We start from the raw sequence: 17,504 nt of genomic DNA, 5'->3' as shown, positions 1-17,504 counted from the left end.
TTTCTGTATGGATTAGAAGGTGATGTATTTTTTTTCGGAGGAACTTTCGAGCGCGGCTTCGATGATCTTCATGGTTTTGATTCCGTCTTGAGCCGAAACCGGAACTTCTTTGCCCTTTTTGATCGCCTGATAGAGTTCGTCGAAGAAATGGTAATAATTTCCGGGAATCGTTGGTACGTGTTCGCGTACTTCTTCGCCTTCTATTTCGGTGTTCAGCACGCCTTTTTTGAAATCGGGTTCTTTTCCCCAATCGGTTACCATCGGTTTTTTTCCTGTTTTGAGTTCGTCTTCCTGTATGTCGCCGCGGCTTTTGATGAACGAGCCTTTTTTGCCGTGGATGACGTAAGCCGGAAGCGGTTCGCGTACGAAAAAACCTGCTTTCAACCGAACGCGGAATTTGGGATAAAACAGCGTGATGTCGAACCAATCGTCCACCACGGAATGCTCTCGCGTCATTCTCACATCGGCGAACAATCCGTCGGGAAAACCGAACAAAAACAAGGCTTGGTCGATGATATGTGCACCCAGATCCTTGAGCACGCCTGATCCGGACGACCGCACTTCTTTGTGCGCCTTCGGACTCAAATTTGGATTGTATCTGTCAAAATGGAATTCGGCTACTACCGTTTCTCCTAAAATATTCTTGTCGAAAATGTCTTTCACGGTTTTGAAATCGCTGTCGAAACGGCGGTTTTGGAATACCGAAAGCTTTAGGTTTTTTTCCTCGGCGAGTTCGTTCAGTGCTTCGGCTTCGGCTACTGTCGCAGTAAATGCTTTCTCTACAAGCACGTGTTTTCCGGCGTTTAGCGCGGCTTTTGCGTATTCGAAATGGGTTTCTATCGGGGTATTTACGATGACCAATTCGACGTTTTTGTCCGAAAGCAATTCTTCGAGACTCGCGTAACTTTTGACCATTGGGTAATCTTCCTGGATGAGTTTTTTGGAGCGTTCCCAACTTCCGATAAGTTCAAATCCGGGATGTAATTCAAGGAAAGGTGCATGGAATACTTTGCCCGACATTCCGTAAGAAAGCAAGGCTGTGGAAATTTGCTGCATTTGTCTGGTTTTTTGCTTCTCGTAAATTTAACCCCGCGGGCGCGTGCATTCGGAACTATTAACAAACTTTTACCAGTTCAACCGATATAGTAAATTAGGGCGTTATGCAGAAAACACTATTTTTGCCCCAATTCAACATTTTAAAATGGATATTGTAATTAAACTTTCCCAGTTTTTGCTGAGCCTTTCGCTCCTTATCATCTTGCACGAACTCGGGCACTTCATACCGGCGAAATTGTTCAAGACCAGAGTCGAAAAATTCTATTTGTTCTTTGACGTGAAGTTTTCGCTTTTCAAGAAAAAAGTCGGGGAGACCGTATACGGAATCGGTTGGTTGCCACTTGGCGGATATGTCAAGATTTCAGGCATGATCGACGAAAGTATGGATACCGATCAAATGGCGCAAGAGCCACAGCCGTGGGAATTCCGATCTAAACCGGCTTGGCAGCGACTTATCATCATGCTTGGCGGCGTTACTGTGAACTTTATCCTGGCCTTTTTGATTTACATCGGAATCGCTTATTTCTACGGGGAAACTTATGTTGCAAATACTGAAGTAAAGGACGGAATGTGGGTCACGAACCCGATTGGCGAAAAAGTTGGTTTCCAGAACGGCGACAAGATCGTGAGCGTAGACGGGAAAACGTTTACGGCTTTTGACGATGCGGCTTATGCGACGCTTTTCGGAAGCAAAGTAGTTGTGGAAAGAAACGGACAGAACAAGGAAATCGAGTTGCCTGTCGACCTTACCGGACGCATGATGGACGGCGATAAAATTCCTTTGTTCACGTTTCGCATGCCTTTCGTCGTTGGTGATTTTGCAGAAGGTTCGCCCAACAAGGACATTTTGCAGAAAGGCGATATTTTCAAGACCATAAACGGAGAGTCGATTCGCTATTTCGACCAAGTGAAAGGTTTTGGTGAAAAGCACAAAGGACAAACCTTGGACGCCGTTATTTTGCGCGACAAGAAAGACGTGAGCGCCAAGGTTTCTTTCAACAAAGACGGAAAATTGCTGATCCAACCCGCGATCCCAACATTGAGAAATCTCGAGACACTTGGTTACTATAAACTGAACGTCCACACGTATTCGTTTTTGGAGTCTTTTCCTGCCGGAGTGGACAACTTCCGCGAAAGCATGAGCAAATACCTCACGCAGCTCAAAGCGATTTTCACGCCTTCGACCGGAGCTTACAAAGGCGTCGGCGGATTCTTCGCGATCTTCAATGTTTTCCCTGACGAATGGGTTTGGCAGAACTTCTGGAACATTACAGCCGTGCTTTCGATCATGCTTGGTGTGATGAACCTTTTGCCTATTCCGGCCCTCGACGGCGGACACGTGATGTTCTTGCTATATGAAATGGTCGCAAGACGCAAACCAAGCGACAAATTCATGGAATATGCGCAAATGGCTGGTTTCGTGTTACTAATAGGCTTGCTTTTGTTCGCCAACGGAAATGACATCTATAAAGCTATCGTCAGCAAGTAAATTTTCTCGAATTTTTTTTCAAAATTGTTTGCAAGAATCGATTTTCATTCTATCTTTGCAACCGCTTAAAAGATACAACATCTTCCTCCTTAGCTCAGTTGGTTAGAGCATCTGACTGTTAATCAGAGGGTCCTTGGTTCGAGCCCAAGAGGGGGAGCAAAAAGAAAGCCATCCAAATCGGATGGCTTTTTTGTTTCTGTGAAGTTCGCAAATCCATTTGTGTATTTTATCTCATAAAACAATTCGAAACCGGTTTTGTATCCGAAGAAAAACAAAAAAGCCACCCAATCAGGACGGCTTTGTTTTAAACGCTATCAGACAAATCAAATCGTATAAACGAGATATTCGGCACTGGCGTTTTCGCGAGGAATGATTCTCCCGGGATTTCCCAACACCAGAGCGCCTTTTGGTACGTCGAAGTTCACGAACGCGTTTGGAGCGATCAAAACATCGTCTCCTATCGTGATGCCGCCCACGAGTACCGCATTGGCGTGAATACTCACATTATCGCCAATTTGGGGCGCGCCAGCACGTCTGCCCTGAGCATTTCCGATCGACACACCTTGGTGGATGTTGAAATTCTTTCCGATCGTCGCCAAAGGATTCACGGCCATCATCCCAAAATGCGCAATCCTGAATCCTGGCCCGATTTTGCAGGAAGCCGGAATCTGGATTCCCGTGCGCATCATGCAACGCCGCAACATGATTTTCCAGAAAAGACGCGTGATCAGCGTACTTGCCAATTGCGTGCGTCGGAAATAGTAGATGTAGCGGAAAGCTGGTGTGAAAAAGAAATAGCGTAGAAAAATGCCAAAAGTGCGTTTGCCTTCGTAGCGATAAAGATCGTCGTAAATAATGCCTTTGCCCATGAATTTTTAGAAAGTGCGGTAAAGATAGGCAAGATGTTTGACGCCCGCATTTCGGCAGTGTAAAATAACACCTCGGTTAGCGTTTTATCGTGATCGTTGGTGTGGTTTCTCGTATGAAAATCAACGCGTCGAAGTCGATTCCGGGGCGCATTGTGAGTGAAAGATTGCGTCCGAAGTTGGCGAAAATGTTCGTGATTTTGGAATCTTTTCCGTAAATCGGATTTTTCGTGTCATCCAACAAAAGCAAAAATGACGGGCTTTTCGCCTTGGACAATTCAGCCGAAAACGAGTCTGGTTTTGCCTCGAAATCCTTGTGTTCAAAATCGTTTTCGCCCAAAATCGTGACCTTTCCCCTGAAGGTGTCGAATCCGACGGCGTAGTATTTATCGGAAAGTTTTTCGCGCAAATAAAAGCCCATTCCGCGGCATTGCGCCATCGTTGTGTCTTTTGCCAAGTGCACGTTGTGTCCCCAAACGATCATTTTGTTTTTGGTGTCCGATTGGAAATCGAGTGCATTTTTTGCCATGAATTCGTCCCGCGCCAAAGGATCCGATAGCAAAGTTCCCTGAAAAAGCAAGGAGACCGATTTCTTGAATTTTCGGCTTTCGGCATCGGACAACTTCAAAAGCGACAATTCCAACTGCAATTTGGCGATCGCAGATTTGTCTTCGTCCGACAAAAATGCCACATAATCTACTTTCGTAACGTTTTCGAAGGCTTTCGCCGATGCCTTTCCGTTCTTGAACTTATCCGGATTTTTCAGCAGATAATCAAGGCAAAATTTAGCCGATGCGTCGTTGTCTGACTTGTAGAAATCAGTGTCGAATCCGTAAAGGTCGACTTTGTCTTTTGGGGATTTTCCGACGTTGAATTTCCCAATTGATTCGAATAAATCGAAGAATTCCTGCGTATCAAACAATTTGAGCGGAACCATCAATTCCTTCAAATCGCCTTTTCCGGTCAAAACGTATTGGTTGATTTCCTCGATTGCCGAATATCCGAACTCAAAACCGATCGTCCTGAAGTTCGATTTGGCGATCAAATGGCGGATGATCTTGCTTTTCTCAGCCGAAAATTCATGCGTTCCGTGAGACGCTTCGCCAAGCGCGACAACGGTTTTGGACTTCACCTCATCTGACAAAACCGACAGATAATTGCCAGACGCGAGATCGATCGAATTCTTGTCGACAAACGCAAGCGTCGACTGCTGGCAAAATCCGATGCAAAAACAAAAGAACGCGATTGCAGGAATGATTTTCGTCATTTGGAAGTTTTTCCGTAAGATATAACTTATAAACCACATTTCAGGAATTGTCGCGAAACGACTTTGTTTCGTATATTCGCCCCACATTCAAGGCCTCGTAGTTCAACGGATAGAATGGGAGTTTCCTAAACTTTTGATCCAAGTTCGATTCTTGGCGGGGCTACAAAAAACGGGATGACTTCTTTAGATTTTGTCCCGTTTTCAACTAAAAAAGCACCGGTTTCCCAGTGCCTTTTTCTCATGATTTTACCGAAAATGTTTAGTCGACCACAACAGACTTGGTCAAGAATTCCGTCGCCGATTTCTTGAACTTGAGGTTGTAAGTTCCTACTGCTGTCGGCTTGAATTTGTAGACTGTGTCTTTAACGACTGGCGTATTTCCGCAGTTGTTTCCTACGTAACGCGCTACAAGTTCGATGGTTTTCGTGTTTCCGGCAGTTGCCTCGACGTAACGGTCGAAAGTTCCGCAAGCGTTCGTCACCGAGTATTTCACCGCGTATGACAATTCCTGGTTCACGTCTCCGGTTTCCGGTCCGGTTACCTCGGTCGCGTAAACTGTTCCGAGGTTTGTTGAAGGCGTCGCATCGTCATCGCTGCACGAAACCGCGCCCATTGCCAAGAATGCCACTAAAGCCATTGCTTGAAATTTGATCTTTTTCATAGAAATTATTTTTAAAATTCTTCTGTAAGAGTGACGGAAGAAGAAACGGTTGCGCGTTCGAAAAAGTTAAAAAATCCTAGCAATTGCTAAGGTTCATGCAACAAATTAATGCTCAAATGTTTCCTGCAAGCTTACAAATTCGTCGGCTGGAAACTTTAACAGAAATTGCGATATTTCCACTAAAAAATCAGCGTGGCGGGAAATCACATCTCAGTTTGGAATTTCGGCTAACTAAAATTCACCGATTTGTCATTTGTTCAGGTCTTGGAATTTATCCGAAAAACTACATTTCTGACAATCAGAGAATTGATGCAATTACTCGAAAATAAAGGCTTCCAAACTGTAAACAATTTTGTTTATCCTACACAAAATCATAGTTTTGCCCGCTTTTTAAAATCTAAACGAAAAACAAATTATGTTCAAAAAAGGAATTTTGGGTCTCGCCGTCATCGCGATCATGGCTCTTACCAATTCGTGTTCCGGCGGCAGCGATGAGGCCGGATGCGGAAAAGTCAAGGACGTCACTTTCCAAACCGGATCGACGAGCGTTTATATTGCTTTTAATGCTCCATCTGACGCAAACAGTTTCAGGATCGAATACGGTCCTACTGGCTTCGCCGAAGGAACAGGCCAATTTACTACGTCGTCCAGCCAGCAAATCACGGTGCAGAATCTTTCTCCATCTACAACTTACGACTTTTACATCAAGACAATCTGTAGCGCCGACGCCAGCGGAAAATCCGTGAAACTTCCGAGCGTAACCACAGAGCAAAGTACATGTACAGGCCAGGTGAACCTCACGATCTCGCAATTCACTTCTTCTACGGCGAGCCTATATTGCACGATGCAATCCGGTTCTGCAGAAGATTACGAAGTAGAATATGGCTTACAAGGTTTTGCGATTGGAAGCGGAACTAGAATTACTGTTGACGGAACTTGGGGCAACGCCGACATTTCAAACTTGCAGCCAAGCACGAACTATGATTTTTATGCCAGAGCGATCTGCTTCGACGGCGACAAAGGTCCTTGGAAAAAAGTGCAATACACGACCGTTACAAGTTGTCCGACGCCGAATAACCTCAATTCTTACAACATTTCGGGCTCCTGCAACGCCGGACTTGGAGAGACGCGTGCTTTCACCTGGCATTACGATTTTGCCGTACCAACTAGCTACGAAATTTCGGTCGTTACTGCCAGCAATATCAACCAACCGGGATCGGGTGACACGTTTACGACGTCGAACACCTCGATCTCGTTGTCTGGAATGTACTGTCTTTGGGATGCATTTTACGTAAGAGCCAATTGTTCGAATGGTCAAAGCAGCGCTTGGGCCGGACCTTATTATTGGTGACCGATATTTCTTATAAATCAAATCCGCTTTTATTGGCGGATTTTTTTTTGCTTCCGATTTTGGGTTTGGTGTTTTTTGATATGGTGGTCGTCCGCGAAAAAACAACGCTGTCAGGGTTTACAACGGTGACAGGGTTTATAACCCTGACAGGGTTAGAAAAGTAAGGAAGTCGGACAATTTCCAATTACAGAAAATCTGTAAAAAATGTTAAATCCAAAAAATTACATCCAACCAAAATAGAAAGAGCCGGCAAAAACCGACTCCTTCACGTGATTGTTTCTGAAAATCACTTCCATCCACCGCCCAAATCGCGATAGACGTTAACCACTGCATTGAGTTGTGCTTTTTTGGTTTCGACGAGTTCGAGTTTGGCTTCGAGCGCATCGCGTTGCGTCATCAAAACCTCGAGATAATCGGCTCTGGCAGATCGGAACAAATCACCCGAAATGTCGATCGAAGTCGTCAAAGCCTGCACTTGTTGCGACTTCAAATCATAGCTTTTCTGCAGGTTTCCGATGTTCGACAACTGGTTCGAAACTTCGAGATAAGCATTCAAAATTGTCTTCTCATAATTGTACAAAGCCTGCAACTGGCGCGCGTTCGCACTTTTGTATTCGGCTTTTATCGCATTCCTGTTGATCAGCGGCGCGGCCAAATCTCCAATCACCGAAAACAGAACAGATTCCGGGAATTTGACCAAATACGAAGGTTTGAAAGCCTGCAATCCGACGCCGGCAGAAATGTCAAGCCTCGGGTAAAACTCGGCTCTGGCTGCCTTCACGTCGAGTTTCGCCGCGGCAAGTTCGAGTTCGGCTTGCTTGATATCGGGACGATTCTGCAAAAGTTGGGATGGGACGCCGCCATTCACGGTCGTGGGAATCATCGTCAAGAACTCCGACTTGGTTCTTGTGATTTCCTGCGGATAACGTCCAAGCAAGAAATTGATGCGGTTTTCGGTTTCGGTAATGTCCTGAAGGATTTTGAACTCGAGACTGCGCGAACCCAAAACTTCGGCATTGAACTTCTGAACGGCGAGTTCGTTTGCGCGAGCCGCCTGTTTTTGCACCTTGACGATCTCGAGTCCGTTTTTTTGGATGTCGATATTTTGGCGCACGATGGCCAATTGCGTGTCAAGCGCCTCAAGTTCGTAATACGAATTGGCCACTTCGGCGATCAGGTTTGTCAGCACGAAATTCTTGCCTTCGACCGACGCCAAATAGCGATTTACTGCCGCTTTTTTGGAATTCCGAAGTTTTTTCCAAATGTCGACTTCCCAATTGGCGACTGCCGCAACGGTAAAATCACCAAGCGGATCCGGCGTTTCGCGACCCGGCGTGATATCGGTGGAAGCGTCGCCCGCACCTTGGCTCGTGTAGCGCCCGACTTTTTCCACACCAGCGCCTGCAGCAAGTCCGACGGTTGGCAAATACGCGCCTTTCTTGATTCGGATCTCATTTCTGGCGATCTCGATTTCCTGCAAAGTGATGTTCAATTCCTGATTGTTGTGGATGGCGACATCGACCAATTGCTGCAAGTTCGGGTCAGTAAAAAACTGGCGCCATTGCACTTTGCCCGAGTTTACCGTATCGGTGGCAGTCGCGAAATTCTGTGGCATCGGTTTGCTTTCTGTCGCGGTCGCAGCCGATGGGACTTTGCATCCAACGACAATACTTCCAACAGCAAAACCTACTATATATGTGGCTTTTCTTAGCTTATTCATGGTTTTCAAGTTGTTCGGTTAACGGACTTTCTTCTTCGTCCTTCACAAATTGGGTTTTCGAAGCGATGGTTCCGAAGATGTAATACAATCCCGGGATGATCACGACTCCGAATACGGTTCCGAAAAGCATTCCGCCAGCCGCCGCCGTTCCGATGGTTCTGTTACCAACCGCGCCCGGACCGCTCGCCAGACACAACGGGATCAATCCGGCGATGAACGCGAACGACGTCATAAGGATCGGACGGAAACGCACGGCCGCGCCTTCCATTGCCGCTTCGAGCACTGACGCGCCTTCGGAGTGTTTCTGCACCGCGAATTCCACGATCAGAACCGCGTTTTTACCCAAAAGTCCAATTAGCATCACCATCGCGATCTGGGCGTAGATGTTGTTTTCCAAACCCGTTATCTGAAGTAGGAAAAAGGCTCCGAAAATTCCTATCGGAAGCGACAACAAAACCGCGAACGGCAACACGAAACTCTCGTATTGAGCCGACAGGATGAGATAGACGAATCCGAGACAGATCAGGAAAATCCAAATCGCCTGATTTCCTTGGGCAACCTGATCTTTCGAAATTCCCGCCCAATCGATCGCATAGCCGCGTGGCAAGGTTTTGGCCGCGACTTCGTTGATGACGTTGATCGCCTGCTGGCTGCTGTAACCGGCGTTCGGTGAACCTGAAATTTCAGAAGCCGTGTACATGTTTTGCCGCGTGATTTCTGACAATCCGTAGACTTTTTCCATCTTCATGAAAGCCGAATACGGTACCATTTCGTCTCTGTCGTTTTTGACGTACAATTTCAAGATATCGTCTGGCAAGGCGCGATATTGTGGCGCGGCCTGAACGATCACCTTGTAAGCGCGTCCGAATTTGATGAACGAGATTTCGTAGTTACTTCCCACCAAAGTCGACAAAGTATTCAACGCGTTCTCGATCGAAACGCCTTTCTGTTGGGCGATGTCGTTGTCGACCTTCAACATGTATTGCGGGAAACTCGCGCTGAAGAAACTGAACACAGACGACAATTCCTTACGCGATTTGAGCTCGCGCACGAAGTCGTTGTTGACTTGCTCCATTTTCTTGTAGTCGTTGGTTCCGGTTTTGTCCAGCAGACGCAACTCGAATCCGCCCGCGGCGCCATATCCCGGAACGGCCGGCGGTTGAAAGAACTCGATTTGCGCTCCGGCGATGTCCTTGGATTTTTCTTCCAATTCTTCGATGATCTCGCGAGCCGTTTGCTTTCTGTCCTTCCAGTCTTTAAGGTTGATAAGACACGTTCCCGAGTTCGCACCTGTACCTTCGGTCAAAACTTCGTAACCGGCCAAAGACGAAACCGAGGAAACGCCGTCGACGCTTTCGCAGATTTTTTGCAGACGTTCGGCAACTTGGTTGGTTCTCTCCAAAGACGAACCCGGAGGCGTTTGGATGATCGCGTAGAACATGCCCTGATCTTCTCCCGGAATAAATCCTGTCGGAACGCTTCCACTAAGGAAATACGTGGCGATACAGAAAACGAGCAACGTTCCGAAAGTTACCACGCGACGGTTCACGATTTTCTTGAGAATGCGCTCGTACTTGCCCGACATTTTATCGAAACCGCGGTTGAATGCGCCAAGGAATCTTTCGATAGGCGTTTTCTTTTTGGGTCTTCCATGGTTGTTTTTCAAGATCATTGCACACAAAGCCGGCGTCAAGGTCAAGGCGACGATACCCGAAAGGATGATTGCCGTTGCCATCGTGATCGAGAATTGTCTGTAGAAAATCCCGACCGGACCGCCCATGAACGCGACCGGAATAAATACTGCGGCCATCAGGAACGTGATCGCGATGATTGCTCCGGCGATTTCCTTCATGGCCTTTTGGGTTGCCTTTCTTGGTTTCAGATGTTCTTCCTCCATCTTGGCGTGCACGGCCTCGATTACAACAATCGCGTCATCGACCACGACTCCGATCGCCAAAACAAGTGCGAACAGCGTGATCAGGTTGATCGTGATTCCGAAGAATTGCATGAAAAAGAACGTCCCGACAAGCGAAACAGGCACGGCCAAAGCCGGGATAATAGTGGAACGCCAGTCGCCAAGGAAAATGAAAACCACCAATCCGACCAAGATGAAAGCTTCTACCAAAGTGTGCAAAACCTTTTCGATCGACGCGTCAAGGAACTTGGAAACGTCATAGCTGATCTCGTAGTGCATGCCTTTCGGGAACGAACTTTTCTCGATTTCGGCCAACTTGGATTTCACGTTGTCGATAACTTGTTGAGCGTTACTTCCGTAAGACTGTTTGAGCGTGATCGCCGCAGACGGTTTTCCGTTCAGATTCGAGTAAATGTCATACATCGAGCTTCCGAATTCGACATCGGCTACATCTTTGAGACGCAGGATTTCACCGTCGGAAGTCGAGCGCAAAATCACGTTCTTGTATTGATCGATCGTCGTAAAACGACCCGAATATTTCAAAACATACTCGAAAGATTGCGAGCGTTTACCCGAACTTTCACCCGTTTTTCCAGGTGACGCTTCGAGACTTTGTGCCGAAAGTGCTTCCATGACTTCATCGGCAGAAATCTTGTAGGCGAGCATTCTGTCGGGCTTCAACCAGATTCGCATCGCGTATTCGCGCGTTCCCAAAATGTCGGCGACTCCAACTCCGTCTACTCGTTTTAGCTCTGGCAAGATGTTGATGTCGGCGAAATTGAACAGGAATTTCTGGTCTGTGTGCGGATCATCCGAATACAAATTCACATACATAAGCATGTTCGATTCCTCACGCGTAATTTTGACTCCTTCGCGGATGACAAGCGGCGGAAGCTTGTTCGTGACCGATGCCACGCGGTTTTGCACGTTCAAGGAAGCGACGTTCGGATCTGTTCCCAAATTGAAAACCACCTGGATCGTTCCTTCTCCGTCGTTTCCGGCATCCGACGCCATATATTTCATTCCCGGAACGCCGTTGATGGCGCGCTCCAGCGGCAAAATCGCCGATTTGATAAGCAATTCGTTGTTCGCTCCCGGATATTCGACCGTAACGTTCACCTTTGGTGGCGAAATCGACGGAAACTGCGTGACTGGCAACTGCACGAGTGCCAACACTCCCAAAAATACGATGATTAGGGATATGACGATAGAGAGAACGGGTCTCTGGATAAACCTGTTAAACATAAGATTCTTGTTTTAGGTTGCTTATTCGGCTTTGAGTCTCAAATGGGCGATGACGTCTTTCGGTTTTTCGAAAGTGTACTCGATCTTTTCGTCGTCACGCACTTTCTGGACGCCTTCCAAAACGATTTTGTCCGAGGCCTTGATGCCGCTTTTCACGACGTACAAGTCTGGCAGATCGCCCGTGATCTCGATCTCTTTTGAAGTGAGTTTGTTGTCGTTCCCAACCACGAACACGAACTTTTTGTCCTGGATTTCATAAGTGGCTTTCTGCGGAATGATCAGCGCATTTTTCACCGGAACGTTCATCATGACTTTTCCGGTTTCACCGTTTCTCAGCAATTTGTCGTTGTTCGGAAAAGTGGCGCGAAACGCGATGTTTCCGGTTTCGTTGTCGAATTCTCCTTCGATCACCTCGACTTTTCCTTTGTATTTCAAAGGTTGTCCGTTTGCCAAAAGCAGTGTCACGTTCGCGTCGCCACGATCTTTCACATTTTGCATATAGTCGATGTATTCCGGTTCGGAGACGTTGAAATAGGCGAACATGTTGGTGTTGTCAGACAAGCTCGTGAGCAATTCACCTTCGTCTATCAAGCTTCCGAGTTTTTTCGGGATTCTGTCGATCGTTCCGGCAAAAGGCGCGCGGATTTCAGTGAAACCAAGGTGCAATTTGGCCATTGCCATTTCGGCTTTCGCCTGATCCAGTCTGGCTTGGGCGACTTTTTGCTCGTTTCTTGAGACGACGTTTTTGTCGGCGAGCAATTTTGTGTTCTGGAGTTCGACTTCGGCCGCTCTGGCTTCGGCTTCCGATTTTAGATATTCGGCTTGATACATTTTTGGCATGATCCGGAAAAGCACTTGTCCGGCCTGGACGAATTGGCCTTCATCCACATAAATATTCTGCAGATAGCCTTTCTCCTGGCTTCTGATCTCGATGTTTCTTACCGACTTGATTTGGGAAACGTACTCTTTCGTAAAAGTCGTGTCGATTTCCAACGGACTGGTTACCGTAAATTTCGCCTCTTCGACCTTTTCCTCGGTTTTGGACGAACAACTTGTGATTGCCAATGACGCGAATGCGCCCATAAGCATGATGATTCTTTTCATGTCAATGAATTTGGTGATGGGATGTTTGGATAAATCAGAAACAATTTGTGTGCGGCTGCACGAAAAAAAATCGGTCAAAACCAAAACATGAAAAGGCAGAAACGAAAAGTCATCCTACGCGAGACAAGTCAGAATGTTGACCGATGCGGGGATAAAATCAAATGCGGATAACCCGTTGTACGATGTACTTGGGAGTGGAATTGCCCGGTTGAGGCGCAACGACGTCGGGATTGTCGTGTGAATTTTTGAGAAGCTCCGGAGTCGCGAGCAAGTAGTAGAAATGAGAGGCGAGCGCAAGATCTGGCAACGTCGCTTTCGAGACATCTGACAAATCGTCGCCAAATGAATGCTCTTCTTCCGAATCGAAACTGTCGTCAACGCCAATATACCCTTGCGGATTGACGAACTTCTGACGGTGATTCTGTTCCAGATGCGTTTGGGCGCGGCCGGCCTGACTTTGTGCCACCAAATAGTAATTCTTCCCCGAAAGAAGAAGAAAACACAACTGGACAAAAAGGATAGCAGCTCTCATTATGCCGCCAAAAGTATAAAATCGGAAAACGCGACTTTCTAAAAATTCGTTAAAAAATTCACAGCGAATTGGCAAATACGGCACGAAATCGTTTAAGTACAGGATTTTATTTTTGCTTTGGATGCGACTTCCTCAAAACCAATTCGTTAAACGGTGTTTTTTGCCAACAATCTGATTTCCGACAGCTTCCAAACTAAAAACTTGTTCCAACAAATCCTACCTTTGGGACGATGCGAATTTCCTTTTCACTCTTTTTGCTGCTTTTGAATTTTGCCGTTTCTGCCCAAAACGATTCGGTATTTTCTACTTTGGACAACGCCATCGCCGACAAACCGATCTACGACAAACAAAAGCGCCATCGCATCGCAGAACTTGGCCGCGACCTCGGGCAACTTCAGGAATATTACTACAACAAGGCGATGTATGAGGAATATCGCAAGTTCCGACTCGATTCTGCGATTTACTTCATCAAACGCAACTTGACGCTGGCCAAGGAAAAGAACAGCAAGGACTTTATCGATGCCTCAACAATCCAACTGGCCAATCTTTATTCGTCTTCGGGTTTGTTCAGGGAATCTGAATTGCTTCTGAAATCATTGGATCCGAAGAAACTCGCGCCCGAACTTCTCCCGGATTATTACGAAAATTACAGCCAGTTTTTCGAGCATTATGCCACGCACAGCCTCGACGGACACTATGTCAAATATGTCGAAACGTACCGCGATTCGCTGCTTTCGGTCTTGAACAAGAAAAGTCTCAAGTATGTCATTAACCTTTCCCAAAAGAATATTTCACTCAAACATTACGATTTGGCGCGGCAATCGCTCGAGCCTTTGCTCAAGAATGTCAAACCCGATTCTCCAGATTTTGCGATGATCTCGTATTTGCTCGGAGACATTTTCTGGGCGCAAGGCAATCGCGAATTGGCCACGCAATACTACGCGCGTTCGGCAACGGCCGATGTCAAAAGTGCGGTCAAGGACAATGCATCGGCTCAAACTTTGGCGCTCATTTTCTTTGCGAAAGGTGACATTGACAAAGCTTACCGTTACACGAAATCGGCGATCGAGGACGCTACTTTTTGCAACGCCAAATTCAGAACGGTCAAGATTTCGGAGTTTTATTCGATCATAAACACGGCTTATCAGGAAAAGGAAACCAAGCGAAACGAGCAATTGACGCTTTACCTGACGTTGATTTCGGTTTTGTCGGTTTTGCTGCTGATTGCCATCGGATACGTTTTGATCCAGATGCGCAAGCTGGCCAAAATTCGCGTAAAGCTCGATGCATCGGGCAAAAAGCTGACTTTCCTCAATTCGGACATTTCGCGAACAAACCAGGAATTGCAACTGCGCAACTCCGAATTGTCCGAAGCCAATCACGTCAAAGAAGAATACATTGCCCAATTTTTCGACATGTGCTCGAGTTACATCAACAAGCTTGAAAGCTATCGCAAAATGCTCAACAAAAAGGCGACCGCCAAGCAGTTTGACGAATTGTTGTCGGTGCTCAAATCGAACACTTTGGTCGAGAATGAACTCGAGGAATTGTATCGGAATTTCGACACGATTTTCCTGAATCTGTATCCGACTTTCGTCAGGGATTTCAACACGCTTTTGATTCCCGATGAACAGATTTCGCTAAAGCCCGCAGAACTGTTGAACACCGAATTGCGAATCTTTGCGCTGATTCGTCTGGGCATTACTGACAGCGTGAAAATCGCGGCTTTCCTGCGCTACTCGATCAGTACGATCTACAACTACCGGACGCGCGCCCGAAACAAGTCGGCGGTATCTCGCGATGAGTTCGAAACGATGGTGATGAACATCGGAAATGCCAATACGACAGCTTAACATCGGCAAAAATCCTACTACTTTTTTACAGATTTTTTAAAATACAATAAACTGTTTTTCAGAATCTTGAATAATTTAACGTACTACTTTTTCAGATTACAATCACATAAAGTCACTATATCGTTATAGTTTTACAAAGCGAAAGGCTTATTACTTTCGCGAGCCAACTAACATTCTACGATATGACAATCAAACGAATCATTTTTGCCGGATTCTTGGCGTTTCTTGCGTTGCAGAACATCGGCGCCCAAACCCAAAAACCGGTTTATCTCGACGACACCAAATCTTTGGAAATTCGAGTGGAAGACGCTTTGAAGCGCATGACACTCGAGGAAAAAATCGCGATCATACACGCACAATCGAAGTTCTCGTCTCCGGGCGTGGAACGTCTCGGAATTCCTGAAAACTGGATGACCGACGGCCCGCACGGAATCCGCTCTGAAGTAAAATGGGACGAATGGGATCAAGCCAATTGGACAAACGATTCGTGTATCGCATTCCCGGCCTTGACTTGCCTGGCCGCAACCTGGAACCGCGATTTGTCTTCCCTTTATGGAAAATCGATCGGGGAAGAAGCGCGTTACAGAAACAAGAATGTACTTCTCGGGCCAGGTGTGAATATTTACCGCTCGCCTTTGAACGGACGCAATTTCGAATACATGGGCGAAGATCCTTTTCTCTCCGGACAAATGGTCGTGCCTTACGTGAAAGGCGTGCAAATGAACGGCGTGGCGGCTTGCGTAAAACATTTCGCGCTGAACAATCAGGAAACTGAAAGACACGGCGTCGACGTGATCGTAGACGACAGAACGTTGTATGAAGTGTATTTACCAGCGTTCAAAGCGGCCGTAATCGACGGAAATGCGTGGGCGATCATGGGTGCATACAACAAATACAAAGGACAGCATTTGTGCCACAACCAATATTTGCTCAACGATGTTCTCAAAGGCGAATGGAAATTTGACGGCGTCGTGATCTCAGATTGGGGCGGCGTCCACGATGTGAAACAAGCCATCACGAACGGACTCGACATGGAATTTGGAAGTTGGACAGATGGTTTGGCTTGGGGAAAATCGAACGCTTACGACGGTTATTACCTCGCGCGTCCTTACTTGGAAATGATCAAGAAAGGCGAAATCGGAACGAAGGAACTGGACGACAAAGTGCGTCGCGTGCTGCGTTTGTCGCTAAGAACTACTATGGACAGAAATCGTCCGTTTGGGTCGTTCGCAACCCAGGAACACGCCTTGGCCGGACGCAAGATCGCCGAAGAAGGCATCGTGCTTTTGAAAAACGACAAGAACGTGCTTCCGATCGATCTCAAGAAAACCAAGAAAATTGCTGTAATCGGTGAAAACGCGGTCAAGATGATGACTGTAGGCGGCGGAAGTTCTTCGTTGAAAGCACTTTACGAAACTTCTCCGCTCGACGGATTGAAGAAACGCGTCGGGAAAGAGGCCGAAATCGTCTATGCCCGCGGTTATGTTGGTGATGCGAGCGGCGATTACAACGGCGTGGTCACCGGACAAAACTTGAAAGAAACGCGTTCGGCTGCGGAATTGTTGGCCGAGGCGAAAAACGTCGCGAAATCTGCCGACTACGTAATTATCTTCGGCGGACTCAACAAATCGGATTTTCAGGATTCGGAAGGAAATGACAGAAAAGGCCTCGAGTTGCCGTACAATCAGGACAATTTGATCCGCGAGATCGCGAAAGTGAATAAGAACACGGTTTTCGTGAACATTTCCGGGAACGCCGTGGCGATGCCTTGGGTCAACGAAGTTCCGTCGATCGTGCAAGGTTGGTTTTTGGGCACGGAATCAGGTAATGCTTTGGCCGAAGTTTTGGTCGGAGACGTGAATCCATCAGGAAAAATCACGTTCACTTTCCCTGTGAAATTGTCAGACGTCGCGGCTCATTCTGTCGGAGAATTCCCTGGCGGAAAAACCGTGAACTACAAAGAAGGCCTTTTTTACGGCTACAAATGGAACGACCAACAGAAAATCAAGGCTTTGTTCCCGTTCGGACATGGATTGAGCTACACGACTTTCGAATACGGAAAAGTCATGGCTGACAAGTCGAAACTATCCGTATCGGACAAAATCACGTTTACCGTTTCTGTCAAAAACACCGGAAAACGCGAAGGTTCGGAAATCGTGCAACTTTATATTTCCGATCTCAAATCGTCGCTTCCGCGTCCTATCAAAGAATTGAAAGGCTTCGAAAAAGTGAGCCTGAAAGCCGGAGAAACCAAGACTGTTTCGATCACGATCGACAAATCGGCGTTGAGTTATTTCGACGACAAAAAACACGATTGGGTCGCCGAACCTGGCGATTTCGAGGCGATTATCGGTGCTTCGTCCACGAACATAAAATCAAAAGTGAAATTCACGTTACAATAAACGCTATAGCATTTCTGATAAGGTTAGCGCTCCCGAAAGGGGA

The 17,504-nt window shown here is 46.7% G+C and carries 12 protein-coding genes and 2 tRNA genes; 6 read left to right on the top strand and 8 right to left on the bottom strand.

Translation table 11 applies throughout. The features are described 5' to 3' along the window. Nucleotides 1–12: 12 nt before the first annotated feature. A complete protein-coding gene (locus tag EOO49_RS02830) occupies nt 13–1,056 on the bottom strand; it encodes a Gfo/Idh/MocA family oxidoreductase (RefSeq protein ID WP_290842533.1) in 1,044 nt (347 codons plus the stop codon). A 145-nt stretch (nt 1,057–1,201) separates the two neighbouring features. Here EOO49_RS02830 and rseP point away from each other — a divergent pair, with 145 nt between their 5' ends. After that, complete coding sequence (gene rseP / locus EOO49_RS02825; RefSeq protein WP_290842532.1) at nt 1,202–2,545, top strand: RIP metalloprotease RseP; 1,344 nt, start codon at nt 1,202–1,204, stop codon at nt 2,543–2,545. 83 nt (nt 2,546–2,628) lie between these two features. Continuing rightward, nucleotides 2,629–2,702 (top strand) — tRNA-Asn (locus EOO49_RS02820). A 166-nt stretch (nt 2,703–2,868) separates the two neighbouring features. On the opposite strand, the gene EOO49_RS02815 is transcribed toward EOO49_RS02820, so the two are convergent. Together EOO49_RS02815 and EOO49_RS02810 are read right to left on the bottom strand one after the other, a co-directional pair. Continuing rightward, on the bottom strand, nt 2,869–3,414 hold the full coding sequence (locus EOO49_RS02815) for a serine acetyltransferase (RefSeq protein WP_290842531.1): 546 nt from the start codon (nt 3,412–3,414) through the stop codon (nt 2,869–2,871). A 76-nt stretch (nt 3,415–3,490) separates the two neighbouring features. After that, nucleotides 3,491–4,678 carry an erythromycin esterase family protein gene (locus EOO49_RS02810; protein WP_290842529.1) on the bottom strand — a complete coding sequence of 396 codons (1,188 nt, stop codon included), beginning with the start codon at nt 4,676–4,678 and terminating at the stop codon, nt 3,491–3,493. A 91-nt stretch (nt 4,679–4,769) separates the two neighbouring features. Between EOO49_RS02810 and EOO49_RS02805 the strand changes: the two genes are divergently transcribed. Then, a tRNA-Arg gene (locus tag EOO49_RS02805) sits at nt 4,770–4,841 on the top strand. Nucleotides 4,842–4,937: 96 nt separating this feature from the next. Here the strand turns inward: EOO49_RS02805 and EOO49_RS02800 are convergent. Then, complete coding sequence (locus tag EOO49_RS02800; protein WP_290842527.1) at nt 4,938–5,339, bottom strand: hypothetical protein; 402 nt, start codon at nt 5,337–5,339, stop codon at nt 4,938–4,940. A 415-nt stretch (nt 5,340–5,754) separates the two neighbouring features. Between EOO49_RS02800 and EOO49_RS02795 the strand changes: the two genes are divergently transcribed. Then, on the top strand, nt 5,755–6,690 hold the full coding sequence (locus tag EOO49_RS02795; RefSeq protein ID WP_290842525.1) for a fibronectin type III domain-containing protein: 936 nt from the start codon (nt 5,755–5,757) through the stop codon (nt 6,688–6,690). A gap of 286 nt (nt 6,691–6,976) precedes the next feature. Here EOO49_RS02795 and EOO49_RS02790 read toward each other — a convergent pair whose 3' ends face one another. From EOO49_RS02790 to EOO49_RS02775, 4 genes are all read right to left on the bottom strand, one after another. Then, on the bottom strand, nt 6,977–8,410 hold the full coding sequence (locus EOO49_RS02790; protein ID WP_290842524.1) for a TolC family protein: 1,434 nt from the start codon (nt 8,408–8,410) through the stop codon (nt 6,977–6,979). Further along, a complete protein-coding gene (locus EOO49_RS02785) occupies nt 8,403–11,570 on the bottom strand; it encodes an efflux RND transporter permease subunit (RefSeq protein WP_290842522.1) in 3,168 nt (1,055 codons plus the stop codon). Before EOO49_RS02785 ends, EOO49_RS02790 begins: the two co-directional genes overlap by 8 nt. A 21-nt stretch (nt 11,571–11,591) precedes the next feature. Next, entirely contained in the window at nt 11,592–12,674 is a 1,083-nt protein-coding gene (locus EOO49_RS02780; protein ID WP_290842520.1) for an efflux RND transporter periplasmic adaptor subunit, read from the bottom strand. 157 nt (nt 12,675–12,831) lie between these two features. Next, complete coding sequence (locus tag EOO49_RS02775) at nt 12,832–13,140, bottom strand: hypothetical protein (protein ID WP_290842518.1); 309 nt, start codon at nt 13,138–13,140, stop codon at nt 12,832–12,834. A 296-nt stretch (nt 13,141–13,436) separates the two neighbouring features. Between EOO49_RS02775 and EOO49_RS02770 the strand changes: the two genes are divergently transcribed. Together EOO49_RS02770 and EOO49_RS02765 are read left to right on the top strand one after the other, a co-directional pair. After that, entirely contained in the window at nt 13,437–15,059 is a 1,623-nt protein-coding gene (locus tag EOO49_RS02770; protein ID WP_290842516.1) for a DUF6377 domain-containing protein, read from the top strand. 182 nt (nt 15,060–15,241) lie between these two features. Beyond that, the gene (locus tag EOO49_RS02765) at nt 15,242–17,461 is read left to right on the top strand and encodes a glycoside hydrolase family 3 C-terminal domain-containing protein (protein WP_290842514.1); all 2,220 of its coding nucleotides are present in this window, start codon (nt 15,242–15,244) and stop codon (nt 17,459–17,461) included. Nucleotides 17,462–17,504 lie beyond the last annotated feature (43 nt).

Source organism: Flavobacterium sp. (assembly GCF_004295795.1).
GTDB lineage: Bacteria > Bacteroidota > Bacteroidia > Flavobacteriales > Flavobacteriaceae > Flavobacterium.
This window is presented reverse-complemented; position numbering and strand designations above follow the sequence as displayed.

Excerpts from the sequence above, each read along its gene's own strand:
- rseP (WP_290842532.1), top strand. The coding sequence starts at position 1,202 with ATGGATATTGTAATTAAACTTTCCCAGTTTTTGCTGAGCCTTTCGCTC.
- EOO49_RS02830 (WP_290842533.1), bottom strand. The coding sequence starts at position 1,056 with ATGCAGCAAATTTCCACAGCCTTGCTTTCTTACGGAATGTCGGGCAAA.
- EOO49_RS02810 (WP_290842529.1), bottom strand. The coding sequence starts at position 4,678 with ATGACGAAAATCATTCCTGCAATCGCGTTCTTTTGTTTTTGCATCGGA.
- EOO49_RS02780 (WP_290842520.1), bottom strand. The coding sequence starts at position 12,674 with ATGAAAAGAATCATCATGCTTATGGGCGCATTCGCGTCATTGGCAATC.
- EOO49_RS02815 (WP_290842531.1), bottom strand. The coding sequence starts at position 3,414 with ATGGGCAAAGGCATTATTTACGACGATCTTTATCGCTACGAAGGCAAA.
- EOO49_RS02765 (WP_290842514.1), top strand. The coding sequence starts at position 15,242 with ATGACAATCAAACGAATCATTTTTGCCGGATTCTTGGCGTTTCTTGCG.
- EOO49_RS02790 (WP_290842524.1), bottom strand. The coding sequence starts at position 8,410 with ATGAATAAGCTAAGAAAAGCCACATATATAGTAGGTTTTGCTGTTGGA.
- EOO49_RS02785 (WP_290842522.1), bottom strand. The coding sequence starts at position 11,570 with ATGTTTAACAGGTTTATCCAGAGACCCGTTCTCTCTATCGTCATATCC.
- EOO49_RS02800 (WP_290842527.1), bottom strand. The coding sequence starts at position 5,339 with ATGAAAAAGATCAAATTTCAAGCAATGGCTTTAGTGGCATTCTTGGCA.
- EOO49_RS02795 (WP_290842525.1), top strand. The coding sequence starts at position 5,755 with ATGTTCAAAAAAGGAATTTTGGGTCTCGCCGTCATCGCGATCATGGCT.
- EOO49_RS02770 (WP_290842516.1), top strand. The coding sequence starts at position 13,437 with ATGCGAATTTCCTTTTCACTCTTTTTGCTGCTTTTGAATTTTGCCGTT.